The organism is Microbulbifer maximicatervae (SeqCode) (assembly GCF_056231245.1).
On sequence record NZ_CP174334.1, the window covers coordinates 3,313,786 to 3,331,002 of the forward strand.

General features: G+C 47.3%; 16 protein-coding genes and 1 riboswitch. Of the genes, 15 read left to right on the plus strand and 1 reads right to left on the minus strand.

What is annotated here, in order from left to right; all coding sequences use genetic code 11:
• Positions 1-83 precede the first annotated feature (83 nt).
• On the minus strand, positions 84-722 hold the full coding sequence (gene pdxH / locus ACJJIS_RS14410; RefSeq protein WP_445360033.1) for a pyridoxamine 5'-phosphate oxidase: 639 nt from the start codon (positions 720-722) through the stop codon (positions 84-86).
• A 267-nt stretch (positions 723-989) separates the two neighbouring features.
• Between pdxH and ACJJIS_RS14415 the strand changes: the two genes are divergently transcribed.
• The 15 genes from ACJJIS_RS14415 (at position 990) to ACJJIS_RS14485 (ending at position 17,172) form a co-directional block, all read left to right on the plus strand.
• A complete protein-coding gene (locus ACJJIS_RS14415) occupies positions 990-2,594 on the plus strand; it encodes a 5-guanidino-2-oxopentanoate decarboxylase (protein ID WP_445360034.1) in 1,605 nt (534 codons plus the stop codon).
• Positions 2,595-2,622: 28 nt separating this feature from the next.
• Complete coding sequence (locus ACJJIS_RS14420) at positions 2,623-4,056, plus strand: aldehyde dehydrogenase family protein (protein WP_444896567.1); 1,434 nt, start codon at positions 2,623-2,625, stop codon at positions 4,054-4,056.
• A 65-nt stretch (positions 4,057-4,121) separates the two neighbouring features.
• Positions 4,122-4,248: riboswitch (SAM-I-IV-variant riboswitch) on the plus strand.
• Between the two features lie 58 nt (positions 4,249-4,306).
• Positions 4,307-4,522 (plus strand): hypothetical protein, encoded by a 216-nt coding sequence (locus ACJJIS_RS14425; RefSeq protein WP_445360035.1) that lies wholly within the window; start codon positions 4,307-4,309, stop codon positions 4,520-4,522.
• A gap of 78 nt (positions 4,523-4,600) precedes the next feature.
• Positions 4,601-5,800 (plus strand): glycine C-acetyltransferase, encoded by a 1,200-nt coding sequence (locus tag ACJJIS_RS14430; RefSeq protein WP_282933632.1) that lies wholly within the window; start codon positions 4,601-4,603, stop codon positions 5,798-5,800.
• Positions 5,801-5,885: 85 nt separating this feature from the next.
• On the plus strand, positions 5,886-6,911 hold the full coding sequence (gene tdh, locus ACJJIS_RS14435) for an L-threonine 3-dehydrogenase, zinc-binding type (RefSeq protein ID WP_444896565.1): 1,026 nt from the start codon (positions 5,886-5,888) through the stop codon (positions 6,909-6,911).
• A gap of 410 nt (positions 6,912-7,321) precedes the next feature.
• Positions 7,322-7,738 carry a hypothetical protein gene (locus tag ACJJIS_RS14440; protein ID WP_445360036.1) on the plus strand — a complete coding sequence of 139 codons (417 nt, stop codon included), beginning with the start codon at positions 7,322-7,324 and terminating at the stop codon, positions 7,736-7,738.
• Positions 7,739-8,072: 334 nt separating this feature from the next.
• Positions 8,073-9,149 (plus strand): helix-turn-helix domain-containing protein, encoded by a 1,077-nt coding sequence (locus ACJJIS_RS14445; protein ID WP_445360037.1) that lies wholly within the window; start codon positions 8,073-8,075, stop codon positions 9,147-9,149.
• A 90-nt stretch (positions 9,150-9,239) separates the two neighbouring features.
• Positions 9,240-10,670, plus strand: coding sequence for an amidohydrolase family protein (locus ACJJIS_RS14450; protein WP_445360038.1), 1,431 nt, complete (start codon positions 9,240-9,242; stop codon positions 10,668-10,670).
• A gap of 753 nt (positions 10,671-11,423) precedes the next feature.
• Positions 11,424-11,594 (plus strand): carbon storage regulator CsrA, encoded by a 171-nt coding sequence (gene csrA / locus ACJJIS_RS14455; RefSeq protein WP_444916573.1) that lies wholly within the window; start codon positions 11,424-11,426, stop codon positions 11,592-11,594.
• 907 nt (positions 11,595-12,501) lie between these two features.
• Positions 12,502-12,765, plus strand: a complete 264-nt coding sequence (locus ACJJIS_RS14460; protein ID WP_444908403.1) for a CPCC family cysteine-rich protein — start codon at positions 12,502-12,504, stop codon at positions 12,763-12,765.
• Positions 12,766-12,943: 178 nt separating this feature from the next.
• Positions 12,944-14,308, plus strand: a complete 1,365-nt coding sequence (locus ACJJIS_RS14465) for an IS4 family transposase (protein WP_475708396.1) — start codon at positions 12,944-12,946, stop codon at positions 14,306-14,308.
• Between the two features lie 486 nt (positions 14,309-14,794).
• Positions 14,795-15,013 (plus strand): hypothetical protein, encoded by a 219-nt coding sequence (locus ACJJIS_RS14470; protein ID WP_444908043.1) that lies wholly within the window; start codon positions 14,795-14,797, stop codon positions 15,011-15,013.
• A 195-nt stretch (positions 15,014-15,208) separates the two neighbouring features.
• Complete coding sequence (locus ACJJIS_RS14475) at positions 15,209-15,526, plus strand: hypothetical protein (protein ID WP_475708397.1); 318 nt, start codon at positions 15,209-15,211, stop codon at positions 15,524-15,526.
• Between the two features lie 94 nt (positions 15,527-15,620).
• Entirely contained in the window at positions 15,621-16,301 is a 681-nt protein-coding gene (locus tag ACJJIS_RS14480) for a hypothetical protein (RefSeq protein ID WP_475708398.1), read from the plus strand.
• A gap of 70 nt (positions 16,302-16,371) precedes the next feature.
• Complete coding sequence (locus ACJJIS_RS14485; RefSeq protein WP_475708399.1) at positions 16,372-17,172, plus strand: hypothetical protein; 801 nt, start codon at positions 16,372-16,374, stop codon at positions 17,170-17,172.
• Positions 17,173-17,217 lie beyond the last annotated feature (45 nt).

Below are 17,217 nucleotides of genomic sequence, written 5' to 3' on the forward strand. Positions count from 1 at the left end.
GGACAGGTACTCACAAAGTGAGGCGTGATTAAGCGGTTAGCTGTGGCCCAAAGGGCTGGGCCACGAAAAGATAAATATAATAATTAGGGGGCGCGACGTTCTATATTCCAGTTTTCATTTTCTTCACGGCGATAAATAAAACGATCGTGCAATCTATTTTCACCCCCCTGCCAAAACTCAACAGCATTGGGCACCACACAGTAACCGCCCCAAAATTCTGGCAACGGAATTGTTTTACCGGCAAAGCGAGCCTTCTCTTTATCAAACTGCTGCTCCAGTTCCTCCCTGGACGAAAGCGGCCGGCTCTGATGCGAAGCCCACGCGGCCAATTGGCTGTCCAGGGGGCGCGACTGGAAATAGGCCTCTGCCTGCTCGCGGGAAACAGGTTCCACCTTCCCATAAACAATCACCTGCCGCTCGAGACGGCACCAGGGAAACAACAGCGACACCTGAGGGTTAACGGCCATATCCCGGGCCTTGTCACTCTGTAAATTGGTATAGAAAACGAAACCCTTCTCATCGAAGCCTTTCAGCAAAACAATCCGCTGCGAGGGGTGCCCGTCCGCGTTAGTGGTGGCAAGACACATGGCGCTGGCATCAACTAGTTCTGCTTCAACAGCTTCTGCAAGCCACTTGCGAAACTGCTCCACGGGGGTCGGCTTCAATTCAGAGCGCCTTAAACCACCCATTTGGTATTCCCGACGCCATTGATCGATTTCCATGGTGATACTTCCTCGGTTGTTCTAGCTCAAAGTTTATTCAGCGAAGTGCCGGAAGGCTATTGTGCGGCAGCCACCTCGTCAAATTCCGCAAAATCTACTGACAGGTAAAGTAACCCAAGCGTACAAAGTTTCCTGCCGCAGTGCCGGGTGAATCTCAATTTTCCTGCGATATTGCCTGTGAAGGTGCAGACTCTGCGGGTGCTTGCACGGCTTTTGGTGGGCCGCTAGGCTCACTGCATTTTTACACGAATAAGGAAAATGGTGCTTATGTCCTCTGCGCCCACATGCGCCCAGGTGCTGATGCGCCTGCTGCGCGAATACCAGGTAGAAAAAGTTTTCGGGATTCCCGGCGTACATACCATTGAACTGTATCGCGGCCTGCCCGGTAGCGACTTGATGCATATCACGCCAAGGCATGAGCAGGGCGCCGCCTTTATGGCAGACGGTTATGCCCGCGCCAGCGGCAAGCCCGGTGTCTGTTTCCTGATCACTGGGCCGGGGCTGACCAACGCAGCCACTGCGATGGCGCAAGCTTACTCAGATTCAATTCCCATGCTGGTTATTTCCGCCGTCAATCGCCGGGAAGACCTTGGCATGGGCCGTGGGCGCCTGCATGAGCTACCCCGCCAAAGCGATGCCAGTCGAGGCTTTTGTATCTGGCAGCACACCCTGACTCAGGCAGAACAATTACCGGAAGTGATGGCACGGGCATTCCAGCTGTTGCAGTCCAGCCGCCCCGGCCCTGTCCATATCGAAATCCCTATCGATTTATTCCCGGCGCCTATGTCCGGCAATCTGGACGATTACCGCGCGGCTGCCAGTGCCATGGTACCGGCAGCCAACGCGACAGCTATCGCGACTGCTTCCCAGTGGCTGCAAGCTGCCGAGCGCCCGGTGATTCTCCTGGGCGGTGGCGCGCAATCTGCTGGAGAAGCGGCAACACAGGTATCAGAAAAAATTGCAGCTCCAGTCTTCCTGTCTCTGGCGGCCAAAGGCGTTGTCGATGAAAGGCATCCTCTGTGTGGCGGAGCCAATCTCAGTTTCGACTGCGTGCGTGAGCGAGTAGAAGCTGCCGATGTGGTCTTGGCCGTTGGCACAGAGCTTTCGGAAACCGATCGCAATCTGGTGAAAGAGGATTACGCTTTCTCCGGCAAACTGATCCGCATCGACATTGATCCGGCTCAACTGGTTTGTAACGCCCAGCCGGACCTGGCCATCTGCGCGGATGCAGCAGAAAGCCTTCAGCAATTAAGCGAAGCCCTGGTTCAGTGCGAAGAGAGCTCAAAACAGCGCGCAGAAGGGGAAGTTTCACAATTAATCGGTAACTGCCGCAAAGAGTGGTGGGAAGGTTCTGAGGAGCGCTTCCCTTGGGTTGAAGCTCTGCGCGAAGCGCTGCCCGATGAGGGAATTCTGGTTACCGACTCCACACAACTGGCCTATAACACTAACCACGCCTTGCCGCTGTACCACCCTCGCAGCCATATTACCTGCACTACCGGTTACGGCACGCTGGGCTTTGCCCTGCCCGCCTCGATCGGGGCCAAGTTATCCAGCGAGCGGGATGTAGTTGCCTTGATCGGCGATGGCGGCCTGATGTTTACTCTCGGTGAGCTGGCCGTTGCAGTAGAGCAGCAACTGCCCCTGCCAATACTGGTTTGGAATAACAGCGGGTATGGAGAGATTCGCGACTTTATGGATGCCGCAGAAGTACCTCAAGAAGGTGTTAATCTTCGCACTCCGGATTTTGTCGCACTGGCAAAATCTTTTGGCGCTGAAGGTTGTCGCATCGACAAACCACAGCAATTAGCTACGGCAGTCGCAGAAGCCCTGCAACGCAAAACACCAACAATTATCGAAATCACCGCCCCTTGAACTGGCGCAAAGCAAACGGAAGCGTGACATGACAGATTTCAGCAAGCTGCATACCGACAAACTGTTTATCAATGGTGAGTGGCGCGAGCCCCTCGGCACCAGTTCCCATCCTGTAATTAACCCCGCCACTGAAGAAATGATTTGCCAGGTGGTGGAAGGCTCTGCTGAGGATGTGGATATTGCCGTTGCCGCTGCCCGCAGCGCTTTTCGCAAGTGGCGCCATACCAGCGCAGATCAGCGCTCAGCACTGCTAAATGCCATTGCTGACGGTATGGAAGAGCGCAAGGAAGACTTGATCCAGGCGATCTCACAAACCCTGGGTTGCCCCGCCCATATCACCCGTTGGTTGCATGTGGATGGCCCTATCTACGCCATGCGTTACTACGCCGGTCGCACTTCAATCATGGAAGAGACCGAAAAGGCGGCCCACTCGGTATTAATCCGGGAGCCGATTGGCGTGTGTGGCTTTATTACCCCCTGGAATTACCCTCTGCACCAATTCGTCGGCAAAGTGGCCCCGGCTCTCGCAGCGGGCTGCACCATGATTACCAAGCCTTCGGAAACCACGCCGCTACAGGATTTCGTCATGGCGGAGATTATCCAAGCAGCCGGTGTTCCTGCGGGCGTATTTAACCTGATCCCCGGTGCTGGCTCGGTCGTCGGCGCAGAGCTGTCATCGCACCCGGGAATCGATATGGTGTCCTTTACCGGCTCCACCCGTGCAGGTGTTGAAGTTGCCAAGGCTGCGGCGCCCACAGTTAAAAGGGTAACCCAGGAGCTGGGTGGCAAATCGCCTCTGATTATCACCCCGGACGCGGATCTCAAAGCAGCGGTTCGCTGGGGCTGCGAAGATGTATTTATTAACAGCGGCCAAACCTGTACCGCACTCACTCGTATGCTGGTTCCCGCTGAGCACTATGAAGAGGCGGTGGAAGTTGCCAAGCAGGTGGCTGAAGAAGTGGCCATGGGCACTGATGCCAATGCCTTTATGGGTCCCCTATCCTCCGCTCGCCAGCTGGAAATCGTGCGCGGCTACATCAAGAAAGGGATCGAAGAAGGTGCCCGCCTTGTGACTGGCGGCCTCGATTTACCCACCGAGCTGGATAAAGGCTTCTATGTGAAACCCACAGTATTTGCCGACGTTCACAACGATATGGCCATTGCCCGGGAAGAAATATTTGGCCCGGTGACCTGCCTGATCCCCTACAAAGATATGGATGAAGCTGTCGCCATTGCCAATGACACCGAATACGGTCTGTCCAGTGGCGTATGGGCTAAAGACGCCGAAAGCGCCATGCCTATCGTTCGTCGCATTGAAGCGGGCCTGTGCTTTGTCAACGGCGGTGAATTTAACTACGACGCCCCCTTCGGCGGTTACAAGCGCTCCGGCAACGGACGCGAGTTTGGTGAGGCCGGTCTCGGTGAGTTTATCGAACTGAAATCCGTGCAGCTTCCCGCATAAACTTCTGCACCGCCCTCTAATGGGGGCGGTACTGTTGACTGCTAATCCCCTCCCCGTTATCTTTGCTCGCACATCACGAGAGTGGCTGACGCCAACGCCAACCTGCCGACCGGGGCAAGGTGGTTCTCTCTCTGCGGCACACAAGGCCTGCGGGGAGGATGGGGCTCTACCAGAGCAAACCAACCGGATTAGCGAACATCACTTCGCCGCTTCCACGTCAGTCCTCCATAGTTTTACCATTGGAGGGACCATGTCCGAATCACCGTTTTCCAGTAAAGACATTATCGAAATTCAAATTGCCAACCAAAGAAGCCACACGGCAGTACGCGCGGTGAGAAGAGGTGATCGTCAGTTGTTGTGGCAACTACTGTTCGACACTGCCGAAGAGGCATTAAAATTTGCCACCAGTTGCCGCGCCAGTGAGCACCCTATTTCGGCCCATGAGGCCTGCGAACTGGCGGGATAAAGTAGAACCAACAGGCGCCGCGAGCTCGCGCCCGTTACCCTGTGCCAAGAGCACCCGACAGGAGCTAAAAACAATACCATGTCAAAGCCAGAACAATTCTTTGAGCACCTGCGCAGCGAACTCAAACAGATCGATGCAGACGGCCTGTACAAACGTGAGCGGATTATTACCTCCCAGCAGGCCGCTGAGATCCAGGTGAACAACGACACCCAGGTACTGAATTTTTGTGCGAACAACTACCTGGGCCTGGCTAACCACCCGGACCTGATTGAAGCAGCCAAAGAGGGGCTCGAACAGTACGGCTTCGGCATGGCATCGGTGCGCTTTATCTGCGGCACCCAGGACATTCACAAAGCGCTGGAATCGCGCCTATCTGAGTTCCTGGAAACCGAAGACACCATTCTTTACACCTCTTGCTTCGACGCCAATGGCGGCCTGTTTGAAACGCTGCTGGGCCCGGAAGATGCCATCATCTCCGACTCCCTCAACCACGCCTCCATCATCGACGGCGTGCGCCTGTGTAAAGCCAAGCGCTACCGCTACGCCAACAACGATATGGCGGAACTGGAGAAGCAGCTACAGGCCGCAGACGCCGCTGGCGCCAAGACCAAACTGATCGCCACTGATGGCGTTTTCTCTATGGACGGAGTTATCGCCAACCTCAAAGCCGTGTGCGACTTGGCCGACCAATACAATGCCCTGGTAATGGTGGACGACTCCCACGCAGTGGGCTTCCTCGGTGACCACGGCCGTGGCACCCATGAATACTGCGATGTAATTGACCGCGTCGATATTATTACCGGCACCCTGGGCAAGGCCCTGGGCGGCGCTTCCGGCGGCTTTACTTCTGGCCGCAAGGAAATTATCGATATGCTGCGCCAGCGCTCGCGCCCCTATCTGTTCTCCAACTCCGTAGCCCCGGCGATCGTCACCGCCTCCCTGAAGGTGTTGGATATGCTGACTGAAGGCGGCGAGCTGCGTGAACAACTGCGCGACAACTCCGCTTACTTCCGCAAGCGCATGTCCGAAGCAGGCTTTACCCTGGCCGGTGCCGACCACCCGATCATCCCGGTGATGATTGGCGATGCTGCCTTGGCGCAGAAAATGGCTGACAAGATGTTGGAGCGCGGTATCTACGTAGTAGGCTTCTTCTATCCGGTAGTGCCCAAGGGCCAGGCCCGCATCCGCACCCAGATGTCCGCCGCCCACACTCGCGAGCAGCTCGACCAGTGTATCGATGCCTTCATTGAAGTTGGCCGCGAACTGAATATTATCTAAACCAAACAGCGGCGCTGATACGGTAATTCTCACAAGGAATTCACCGGAGCAGCGCCGCGCCCTGCCATTTGTAGTTTTAAAAACAATGAAAGCACTATCCAAGCTGAAATCTGAAGTGGGAATCTGGCTCACCGATGTGGAAATCCCCACACCGGGCCACAACGACCTGCTGATCAAGATTCACAAAACCGCGATTTGCGGTACCGACATGCATATCTACAACTGGGATGAATGGTCTCAAAAGACTATTCCTGTCCCCATGGTGGTTGGCCACGAATATGTGGGTGAAGTTGTCGGTATGGGGCAGGAAGTTGCAGGTTTCCAGGTGGGCGACCGTGTTTCCGGTGAAGGCCATATTACCTGCGGCCACTGCCGCAACTGTCGTGCCGGCCGCCGCCACTTGTGCCGCAACACTTACGGTGTCGGTGTAGACCGTCCCGGAGCTTTTGCAGAGTATCTGGTAATCCCCGCGCTCAATGCCTTCAAGATTCCGGATAACATTTCTGACGATCTCGCCTCTATTTTCGATCCCCTCGGTAATGCGGTACACACGGCCCTGTCTTTCGACCTGGTGGGCGAAGATGTACTGATTACCGGCGCCGGCCCTATCGGTATTATGGCCGCAGCAGTCGCCAAACATGTTGGCGCACGCCATGTAGTTATCACCGATATCAATGAATACCGCCTGGACCTGGCACGCAAGATGGGCGCTACCCGTGCCGTAAACGTTGCCAAGGAAAATCTCAGCGATGTGATGAACGAGCTGGGAATGAGCGAAGGCTTTGATGTTGGCCTGGAGATGTCCGGCGTACCCGTCGCCTTCCGCGATATGATCGCCGCAATGAACCACGGGGGCAAAATTGCTATGCTCGGTATCCCCGCCGGTGAAATGGCGATCGACTGGGGGCAGGTTATTTTTAAAGGCCTGATGATCAAAGGCATTTACGGCCGTGAGATGTTTGAGACCTGGTACAAAATGGCCAGCCTGATTCAATCCGGTCTGGATTTAACCCCAATTATCACTCACCAGTTTTCGATCGATGACTTCCAACAAGGCTTCGATACCATGGGATCTGGTGAATCCGGTAAGGTTATCCTGAACTGGAAATAAGTCCCAATGGCTGTGGAATCGCCCGCAGCCATTCTCCCTGCCCTCAATTTACCACTCCCCCTGCCCCAAAATATCTTTGCGCTACCTGCCTGCTTCTACACATTTACAGTTGCTACGGCTTAACCAGTTAGCGGCAGAAATAGATCTTTTAAAACTTCGATTATTTTTTCAAAATCCTGAATCATTAGGTTCCAGCCGACCTAACACACGATTCATTCAATATCCCTGAAGCCTCTTTTTTACTGTACATCTTTATATTTATAGCGCATAAACCTGGTACGATCGGACCGGATCGCTACCACATTCTACTCCTACATAGGTCTTCCGGTTTTTACTCCAATTGATTCCAAGATAACAATCGGGATAATAAAGATCGGTTTTACCGCGGCACAAGAATTAAAAGTAAGAACATGAAACTTTATTTAACTTTGGCATTACTTCTTTTTACACCATTTGTCATAGCAGACGAAAACCTCTTCTATGTGGGAACTTGGCAATCAAATGAAAAAAAGACTTTAGCCAGCATGAACAACGTGGAGGACATACCCGAGAAAACCCAAATGCTCTTCCGCTCTAATTTCTTTGGGCGTCTCGTGAATGTAGTTCGAGTAGATTCGTTTGCAACTTACATCATAGGGGAAAAGCCTGAGGTATTGACATTTTCACCACATACGATCGAAGTCTTGAGTGCCGATACGATTCGTATCACATATTACGACGAACTCTCCACTTCTGATGAGACACGGATTTTAAAATACGAAAATAACTGCTACTCATTGCCAGTAACAAAATGGGAGTTTAGAGATTATTTTTGTCGTGTTGAATAAGACTCGCAACAAGCAGAAGTATACTCGCGTACTTCAAGTAATCGATCTCAGCTTCACCCCCCATACTTTGGGAAGTTACACTTAGAGAGACTCTGAATAACTCCATAATACCCCTGCGGATCTTGAAGGCTGCATACGTTAGGTACAGTTCACCGAAAATGACCTGGTTGAAACGCAGCAGCTGTGGCATTCAACCCCCACCCTTCAGGGCCTACAGATTTGTTAAGAGGCTCCATAAGTAGTCACCCAGTATGATCAAATACAGGAAGTTTCGAACGATGTTCCCACTTAAGAAATTCTGCTTATCGGCTTATAGCTTATTATTTGAGCAAATATGGTAAATTACTCCGCATCTAATTTTTTACAGATAGCCTTTATCACCCTATCGATTCTAGGTATTGCATTACTTTGGGCGCAAAACCGTTTTACAGCAATGCGATACTTGTTAGGCGCCACTGCATTATTGATGACATTTAATTTTGTAGAAGAAACGAAAGTAGTTAATCTTGGCTATTTAATCACGCCTTCGTTCTCATTATTGATGGGCCCATTATTTTTTGCCGTAGTTGCACAATTAATATCCGCCAGTTATCAACAACAACGTAAACACTGGGTGCACTTAGCACCAGCAGCAATCAGTTTATTATTTAATCACTGGCCCCAGTGGGTTTTAGCAGCCGGTACTTTAAGTCAGATTGTTTACTTCTCATTAAGTATAAAAGCGCTTATTCGATATCAACATATCTTGCCCCAAAACCGCTCCGATGCTAACAAATTGAGAGCTGATTGGGTTAAGCGTATCCTATGGGTTCTGGTTGGCGTTGCACTGGTGGATGCAGTGCGGCATAACTTGCAACCTTACTTACCCATTCCTCTTTTGCTCAGATGGTACCTTGTTATGCAGCTGAGCTATTTTTTGATTGTTGCTTTGCTTGTAATTCGTGCAGTTAGGGAACCGCAGCTATTTGCGGGTTTAACAGATGGTGAACAAGCGCTGGGCTTATCCGTAATAGAGGGTTGTGATAAAGGAAAGTGCAAAGCTGACGAAACGACTCAGGCAGATACGCTTTTCAAAGAGCTTAACAAACAAGTTCATAGTCAACAGCTCTATCGCCTGCCAAGGTTATCCCTTCGGGATTTGGCACAACATACAGGGCTTGGAGAGAAAGATGTTTCCTGGGCCATCAATCAGGGCTATGGCGGTAACTTTAATGACTATGTTAATGCCCAGCGTTTGGCAGATGTAGTTTCGCAACTTGATTCAGCAAAAGAGAGTGATTCGGACAAAAAAGTTCGTCTCCTCGATATTGCACTTGAAGCGGGCTTTAACTCTAAATCCAGCTTCAACAGCCTGTTTAAGCGCCACCTTGGGATGACTCCTAGTCAGTATTTAGCAGCAAAACCTCAATAATGGTTACTTTGGATGTGCAAAATCTGGATTTCGGACGCTAGAAGCTGATAATTTTGGCATTTTGGCCTCTTTGATTCAAAAGAGTCCATTATGAAGTTATCTTCTTATTTTTCTCGTTCATGGAAAGCAGCGGTAGCTATTTTAGTGTTCATTAGCGTTGCTGCGCTCGGATCTTGGGGATGTGCATGGTACATCCCTCCCTCTTCCTACGGGTTAGCTGAACAGAATGCTCGCATTGTAGTTACCGATATCACAGTCATCGACACCCAGCATAATACAGCCGCAAGTAACCAAAACCTCGTCATTCAAGGTGGAAGAATTGCCCAAATAACTAGCGATGTAATACCTGAGATTGAAGGCGAGCTGAGGATTAATGGCCTGGGTAAATATGTGATGCCAGGCTTAATCGATATGCACAGCCATGTATGGGGTCGATCCGATCTATTAGCTATGTTAGCGCACGGAGTCACTCGTACAAGAGTTATGGCTGGCAATTCCCCTCAGCGTATTCTTAAAAAATGGATCGATACTGGGAATATAGCCGGCCCTCATATGGTGTTATCCGGTGCACCTGTAAATCAACATTCTCACTATGCCAGTGGCCGACACCACAAGTTTATTGGTAGTAAAGAAGAGGCTCGCCAGCTGGTTCGCCAGCAATATCAACAGGGGTACCAACAAGTTAAAGTTTATGACGGCTTATCCCGTGAGGTTTTCTTCGCTATAGCTGATGAGGCGCAAAAGCTCGGCATGCCTTTAGCTGGCCACCCGCCTTTTGGTATTACTCTCAATGAATACTTATCGGCTAAACCGCAGTCATTAGAGCATGTGGAAATGATCTTTCAGGCACATTTGAACTACGATTATCAGCAGGACAGTTTCGATGAAATTGTGCAGCAACTATTAGATAGCAATGTACCAGTTAGCCCTACATTAATCGTATATGACAACGTAGCACAGGTCGCTCAGCATGGGCCAGACTACTGGCGCAGCATAGCTGATGATCTCGAGCTCAATCACCCCGCGATAAAAGCAATGGGTGAGCAGAAGGTTAGTGGGATACATAGTGCTAAAGCGCAACAGGATTGGCAGGGTAAATCCAACATTTTCGGAGATATGGCCAAGCAGCTAAACCAAGCCGGTGTTGAGATACTGATAGCGTCAGACGGCGGAACCTTCTATACGCCCAACGGCTTGGGCACTATTCAAGAAATGCAACGATTAGTGGAGGTGGGGATTCCTGTTAAAGATGTATTGCGAGCAGCAACCCATCACCCAGCAAAAGCACTGGGCATTAGCAATAAGGTGGGCTCAGTTTCCACAGGCTTTAATGCCGAACTATTATTGCTCGAAGACGATCCACGAGAAAACTTAAACACACTCACCAAGCCCCTAGGGGTAATTTTGGATCAGAGATACTACGATAGACATAGCCTTAGTGAAATGAAAGAGCTAGCTAAAAGCACAGGATCGAAAAGCAAATTTTATATTTGGTGGATTGTGGATAATTATATTTATTAGCGACGGCGCCAGTTAAATAAACTACTAATGTATCCCCCGAAAAAAAAGCCCAGCCGAATTAGAAGGGAATTCCATATTAAAAGGTAGAGTCACCCCACAAAGTTAAGATGTCCAAACCTACTAATATCTTCACTCAGAACTATCTACTTCGGCTAGTAAGCCATACAAACCTCGAACCCGAAGTTTAAAAATAGATTCTTCAATCTCAGGTTTACTATCAGTGATTCAATGAGTTCGAAGTGAGAATTTACAAAATATAGGCACAAAAATGATCTTATTGGAATTTATTAAGTTTGTTTTAATATCAAAGCTACGTAAAATCGATGGATATGTATCGGCATATAAAGTTTACTTGAATGAGTCTCTATGAGGTCCAAGTAAGCTATAAGAGAGACCTAAGAACTCTGAAAAAGACTCGCCTACTTAAAGGAGAACGCTAGAGCAATATAAGAATAAGTAAAAGGCGCTGACCCAAGGTGCTACCAACACCAGGGGCCAGCTAACCACATTGATACGCAAACTATCAAAATGGCTATATGCATCATACGCTAGATACCCGCTCGTCTTCAATAAAGTGGAGTAGATTCAGCAGCTTGGAGTGTGTCCTCAAGCTCTGGGAGCGTTGCGCCCGCCTTTTCTTCTTCTATGCCTATCGTTCTCGCGCCCCACCTCTTTCAAATCCCACACATTACTTCTTGAATCTTCCCACTACGGAAGGCCATCTTCTATTTTGAAATTCAGCAGGAACGAAATATGTTAATTTTAAACCGCCGAGTTGGTGAAAACCTCAGAATTGGGGCAAAGATCTCAATCACAGTATTGGAAGTTAAGGGAAACCAGATAAGCATCGGCATAGACGCCCCAAAGTCAATATCTGTGCACCGTGAGGAGGTCTATCTGCGTATTAAAAAGAACAAGCGGTAATAGATAATAGCTACTGATCACAAGTTTGATTTTGTACTACTTAGTGAGTCTATAGCTCGTAAACCCAATAGCGGGAAGAGCTGAAGCAGCGGCTTTGTGTACAGTATTTCAAATCCCATGCCTGATTGAATTGACAGGCATTCAAAGCCAGCAAGATCTATCGAGATCCTCATCCTGCGTACAGCAAAATCACTAACACTCAAAAATAGCTTTCACCTAAGCTCAATAATGTACTCACATCGCCACTATAGAAGCTAGCCTCAAAACCAGCTCTCAATGATCAGTGCCAAGCAACAATACTGCACACAGCCCTGCCCTTTAGCTGCTTCACGCCCTTAACTCGGCTAAGGAGAGCCAGAACCTCTCCTTAGCCGCCTTGATAATTTGATCTTTTAAGCAGATAACCACCACATAAATTACTACTTCAAACAAAAATAGAGCTGATTTTCCCCATTAGACTTCTACTACTCAATCGTCAGTTATCCAGAGCAACTGTTCCTAGGATTCCACTCTGTTTATAGCCCATTTTCTGTTTATTTTTTGCCGTTTCAACCTATCTTACACGAGGTCCAAATAAAGTTAGCAAGCGCTAGCTCGTCAGATTTTCGATCATCATGACCGTTATTTTCTTACTAACGATAAATAACTCTGAAATAGTATATAATTCAACAAGTTAAGAGCTTTCTGATATTGCTTGATAGTAGTCATGATGATCGTTTTTCCATTTTGTACGATTAGCCCAAATTCGTATAACCTTCTGATTTAAAATGAAAATTTATCTCTCTCCAACTAGATTGATTCCGAGATAGTAATCAGGATAATAGTGATCAGAATGATTACTATATAAATGTTATACGTAAGTCGAGACCAAGCGATGGAATTAAAGGAATTCCCCATGAGTGAAAATATGAAGCAGTGTCCGTGCTGTGATTATTATTCACTAGCGGAGCGAGGCAAATGCCTAGTATGTCCAGTCTGCTTCTGGGAAGACGACTGTCTTGATCCAGAAAACCCAGATTGGGATGCGGCATCTGATTTAAACGATGATATGAGTCTTCGTCAAGCGAGAAGCAATTTCGTAAAGTTCGGAGCCTGGAAGGCTGAGTTTAACAACGTGGTAATAAGCGCAAAAGAAAGACGTACATTACATGTTACAAAGCGCAACGTATAACAAGCGGCTGTAGTCGCCATGCTTTGCATGGCTGGGACGGCTTTTCCGCAGCTTCGCTGCTACAAATCCGCCCCTAAGCCGGGCGCTAAGTTTTATACACAAGTTTTTTCAGTTTTATCATATAAATCAATAAGTTACAGCTTAGCCCAGTAAGAACTACAGATTTGGCTGGATAATTATGCAGGACTGGGTCATGGACGAAGTAAAAAATCAGGTTATGGGTGATACACGCTTGAATAAACGCTTGTCTAATATTCTTAGTAATTTAAGCTCCGACCCAAAGAATAGCATTCCTTGTGCAAACAAAACTTGGGCAGAAACGTTTGCGGCTTATCGCTTTATCGAAAATGATAAAGTCAATTTTGACTCTATTATGAGCGGCCATAAATCGGCAACTCTTGAGAGAATCAAGGCGCAGCCTGTTGTTCTTATTCCACAAGATACTACTTTTCTAAATTTTGCCACTGACCTAGAAAGTAAAGAGATGGGAACACTTAGGTGTAAAGAGACCAACCAACAACTCTTGCACACCTCCATCGCGATAACACCATCCAGAATTAATTTGGGTGTTGTTGAAGGTAGTATGTGGCAGCGAGATAAAGAATCTAGTGCTAATTCTCGCTATACCAAGTCGATACAAGATAAAGAGAGTCGACGCTGGCTAGACCATTATGAATCAGCTTGTGAGATACAAGAGCGCTGCCCTGAAACCACGATTGTGAGCATCGCGGATAGAGAGGGGGATATTCATGAGTGGTTTCAATTAGCTGAAGATCAAAATGAACAGCGGCGTGCAAGCTATATTGTTCGAGCCAAGGCTAACCGTAGTTTAGAGATCGAAGGAGAAGATACGACTTTACTTTGGGACTATATGACCAAGCAGAAGTCCATCGGGAAATACTCAGTAGGTATCCCCAAAAGGAGTGGACGGCCAGAAAGGGAAGCTAAGGTCAGTGTATCCATTGCAGAAGTAAGATTGCAGGGAAAAGGAAAATCAAAACGACCTCTTTCTCTCTACGCAGTCTTTGCTAAGGAATTAAGCCCACCAGAAGGGGAAAAAGGTATTGAATGGATGCTGCTGACCGATCTTGCAGTTGAGGACTTTAAGCAAGCGAGGATCATTATTGAGTGGTATCGAAGTCGATGGGAAATTGAAACCTATTTTCGAGTGGTGAAAGGCGGATGCCAGATAGAAAGTAATCGCTTTAGAACTGAGCAGCGCATGTTGAACTGTATTGCAATCTATATGATTATTGGGTGGCGTCTACACTCCATGACAACACGGGCACGAACGCTTCCTGATACGTCGTGTACGAAATTCTACTCTGAAAAAGAGTGGCGTATGATATGGATAATGCAAGCTAAAACCTCCCCACCCAATGAAGCTCCAAGTATGAGAGATATAACTCGTATGTTGGCAGGACTTGGAGGCTTTCTGGGGCGGAGCGGCGATGGTGAGCCTGGAGTTAAAACCGTTTGGCAGGGGTACACAAAGCTTCTCCATTATATGGAGGCAGCGGAGGCTTTAAATGGACTTAAATGATGTGTATAAAACACAGGCCGGGCGTTAGCACAATCAGCATATATGGACTTAGGTAAAGGACTCAAAATTTGGTCGGGAATCGGAGCAATAAGTTTTTTGCTTCCGTATCCATATTATTGGTTTTGCAGAGCTAGCGGTGAATTGCTCTCTGAAGAGGAGTGGTGGAGTCAAGGTGTTAATCATGGCCCTTGGCGCTGGGAATGGCCGATGGCAACGATACTACCCTTTATGTATATATTACTCTTTGGTTCCGGAGCCCTATTACTAATTGGGTTTTGGAAGTCAATCCGTACTAAATTAGTTAGGCCAGCTCTCAGTTATGCTGTTCTAGCCTCAATGTATTTTGGGTTTTTCTATGTTCAAGCTTCAACGTTGTTCTGGACAATTGATTAGTCCGCGTGCTAACAAGCGCAGTCACGGTGATCGCAAAACCGCTACGCGGTTTTACTCCACGTGCTGCGGGCGTTATGTGAGTACGGCAAAAAGATGAGTGGATTTAAATGGGCAGACTTACCGGAATTTGAGCAGAGAAATTATCTCTTTAGGTGGTTCTGGTCTGAAATACGTGAGGAAGGCGAAGTTAATCTTGTCAATATTCTCAAAGAACATCCTCCTCTGGCTTTGTTAATTCCGGAGGTTGTAAAAGATATCGCGGAACTCTTATGTGTAGAAGCAGATGAAGTAGAAAAACATATAGTGCGTTAAGATCAGTTGTGATATTGGTAGCGGGTACAATAAATTATTATCAATGAGCACATAACAAACCGCTCAAAGTTCAGCCGCGTTGCGGCTTGGACCTCCGTTCCGGCGCTCGTTTTGGGGTTTACGCTACGCTACCCCAAAAAGTTTGCCTCCACTACGGCCCTTTAGCGGGGCGTTATGCCAACCAAGGAAAATAATATGCAGCTAGACATGACGTTCGATGAGGCACAAAAAAGAGCTATCGAAAGTGGGCTGCTTTCGGACGAGGAGATCGAGTCCCTAAATAATTCTCTGGTTGAAATGAGGAAACTAGCCGAGAATGATCGACTTTCCTATCGAGAAGAGAAAGAAATGGAGAGGTTAAGGTATATATTTGACGATTTGGCGGTAAAAGGTATGCCTGAGTTTGAGCATTTGCGTCCCAAGCCACAAAGTCTATTTACTAAAATACTGCCATTTGTGGTCGGAATCCTATTCGTAGCTGTATATTTCTGGTGGGAAGTTACAAATGCATAACAAAGCCAAGCACGACCGCCAACAAAGCTGGCTGGACCTCCATTTCGGGGCTTCGCCCCTGCATTGCGGCCCGTGTTGGCGGCGTTATATTTAAGTGATGAACTTAAATACCTTGATTAATACTGATGAACTCAGAGAGCACATTCGAAGTGATGTTGCACTTAAGTGGGTGAAGTCTCTAATATCACGATATTCAGAAACGTCTGAAAGCTTAGACTTCATCACGCTTAAAAAAGGAATAACGAAGGAACTTTTAGATGAGTTACTTCCTTTAAGTAAATATGCACAATCTTATTACAACGACCCCAAAGTATTCTTAAAATTCTATCCGGGATCTAACACGTCATACGATGCTGATTTCATTGATTCAGAAGGAAGGTTACTAGAAAGAGTAGAAGTAACTGCAGCAATTGACGGTCAACAAGCAACGATTCAGGCAGAGTCCATTGTTGCGTTTGGTCACTCTCCGATTTATCACACACCAGAGTATAGTGGTAATGTGAAAAATCAAAAAATTAAGGAGACAGATGGTGATATTATTGGATCAGATGCAATAATTGATTTGCAGTCTGAGCGCATACAAAGGGCTTATCGGAAGAAACATGAAAACTTGCATAAGTATCCCAATACAACATTATTGATTGGTACTGATATCCCTCTTTTTATGGAATGGGAGTATCAAGCGATAATCGAAAAATTTGAAGTTCTGGAAGATAGTTTTAATAGTATCAAATGTGTGAATATTTCTAGCAATCACTGCTGGATTTTAAAATAAATATAACAAAGCCAGCCAGAGGGACGTTACCGCTCCTACTGTCAGGCGTTAACTTTTAAAGGGGCAAATCGTGAGAATATCTTTTTTAGCAAGTCTTTTAATTATTCTAGTGGGATGCAATGCATCAAATCCATCTAAGCCTAAGACTGAATCCAAGCCACTTACTGCTATTGAAGTAAATAATCTTAAGGTTATTGAGAGTTCTGGCCGTATAATTTATGAGAAAGACATACATTCAGCTAACGCAACTGATCTATTGCTAGAGAAGATTAATCCTGCAGACTATCCAAACTTTATTGGATGGGTAACTTACCCAAATGGATCAAGCTATACAGTTTCTTTTTATGAACTCAATGAAGATTCATATGGGATAATAGCTGATATTGTTTATGGGAAAAATTCTAAACCTGAGGTTTTTCTTTCACCTAAAAGGGAAATGTCTGATAAAGAGAAATCTATGCTATCGGCAAGAATAACTGCCATGGAAGTTGGAAGAAATACTTGTTCAGATAGATTCAATTCAGTGATCTTAGAAAGTGACAACCCTCAGGAGTGGGATGTTTTTATTCTAGCTGCTACGACAGATCCAACTGCTGTCATGGTTGGAGGAAACACCAAGGTAAAAATCTCTAAAGATACTGGTGAAGTCGTGTCTGTAGCTCCGCTTTCAAAATCTTGCCTTGCACTAAACAAAAAACCTGATGACATGCCAGAAGGTGCATCTCTTGCAATGTTAACAATGACTCATATTGTCACTGATTATCCCGTCGAAATTCATCCATATTTAAATTTATTGCATGAGATTCCCTTTGCTGTTCTCACTGATAAAGGAATATGGATTATTGAAAATGGTAAGATTGAATTGGATTAGCAAAGTTAACAAAGTGCTCAAGCCGACCAAACACATTCCGCTTGA

What these genes read in the sequence shown, in the direction of transcription:
- pdxH (WP_445360033.1), bottom strand. Translation starts at nt 722, where the DNA reads ATGGAAATCGATCAATGGCGTCGGGAATACCAAATGGGTGGTTTAAGG.
- ACJJIS_RS14415 (WP_445360034.1), top strand. Translation starts at nt 990, where the DNA reads ATGTCCTCTGCGCCCACATGCGCCCAGGTGCTGATGCGCCTGCTGCGC.
- ACJJIS_RS14420 (WP_444896567.1), top strand. Translation starts at nt 2,623, where the DNA reads ATGACAGATTTCAGCAAGCTGCATACCGACAAACTGTTTATCAATGGT.
- ACJJIS_RS14425 (WP_445360035.1), top strand. Translation starts at nt 4,307, where the DNA reads ATGTCCGAATCACCGTTTTCCAGTAAAGACATTATCGAAATTCAAATT.
- ACJJIS_RS14430 (WP_282933632.1), top strand. Translation starts at nt 4,601, where the DNA reads ATGTCAAAGCCAGAACAATTCTTTGAGCACCTGCGCAGCGAACTCAAA.
- tdh (WP_444896565.1), top strand. Translation starts at nt 5,886, where the DNA reads ATGAAAGCACTATCCAAGCTGAAATCTGAAGTGGGAATCTGGCTCACC.
- ACJJIS_RS14440 (WP_445360036.1), top strand. Translation starts at nt 7,322, where the DNA reads ATGAAACTTTATTTAACTTTGGCATTACTTCTTTTTACACCATTTGTC.
- ACJJIS_RS14445 (WP_445360037.1), top strand. Translation starts at nt 8,073, where the DNA reads ATGGTAAATTACTCCGCATCTAATTTTTTACAGATAGCCTTTATCACC.
- ACJJIS_RS14450 (WP_445360038.1), top strand. Translation starts at nt 9,240, where the DNA reads ATGAAGTTATCTTCTTATTTTTCTCGTTCATGGAAAGCAGCGGTAGCT.
- csrA (WP_444916573.1), top strand. Translation starts at nt 11,424, where the DNA reads ATGTTAATTTTAAACCGCCGAGTTGGTGAAAACCTCAGAATTGGGGCA.
- ACJJIS_RS14460 (WP_444908403.1), top strand. Translation starts at nt 12,502, where the DNA reads ATGAAGCAGTGTCCGTGCTGTGATTATTATTCACTAGCGGAGCGAGGC.
- ACJJIS_RS14465 (WP_475708396.1), top strand. Translation starts at nt 12,944, where the DNA reads ATGCAGGACTGGGTCATGGACGAAGTAAAAAATCAGGTTATGGGTGAT.
- ACJJIS_RS14470 (WP_444908043.1), top strand. Translation starts at nt 14,795, where the DNA reads ATGAGTGGATTTAAATGGGCAGACTTACCGGAATTTGAGCAGAGAAAT.
- ACJJIS_RS14475 (WP_475708397.1), top strand. Translation starts at nt 15,209, where the DNA reads ATGCAGCTAGACATGACGTTCGATGAGGCACAAAAAAGAGCTATCGAA.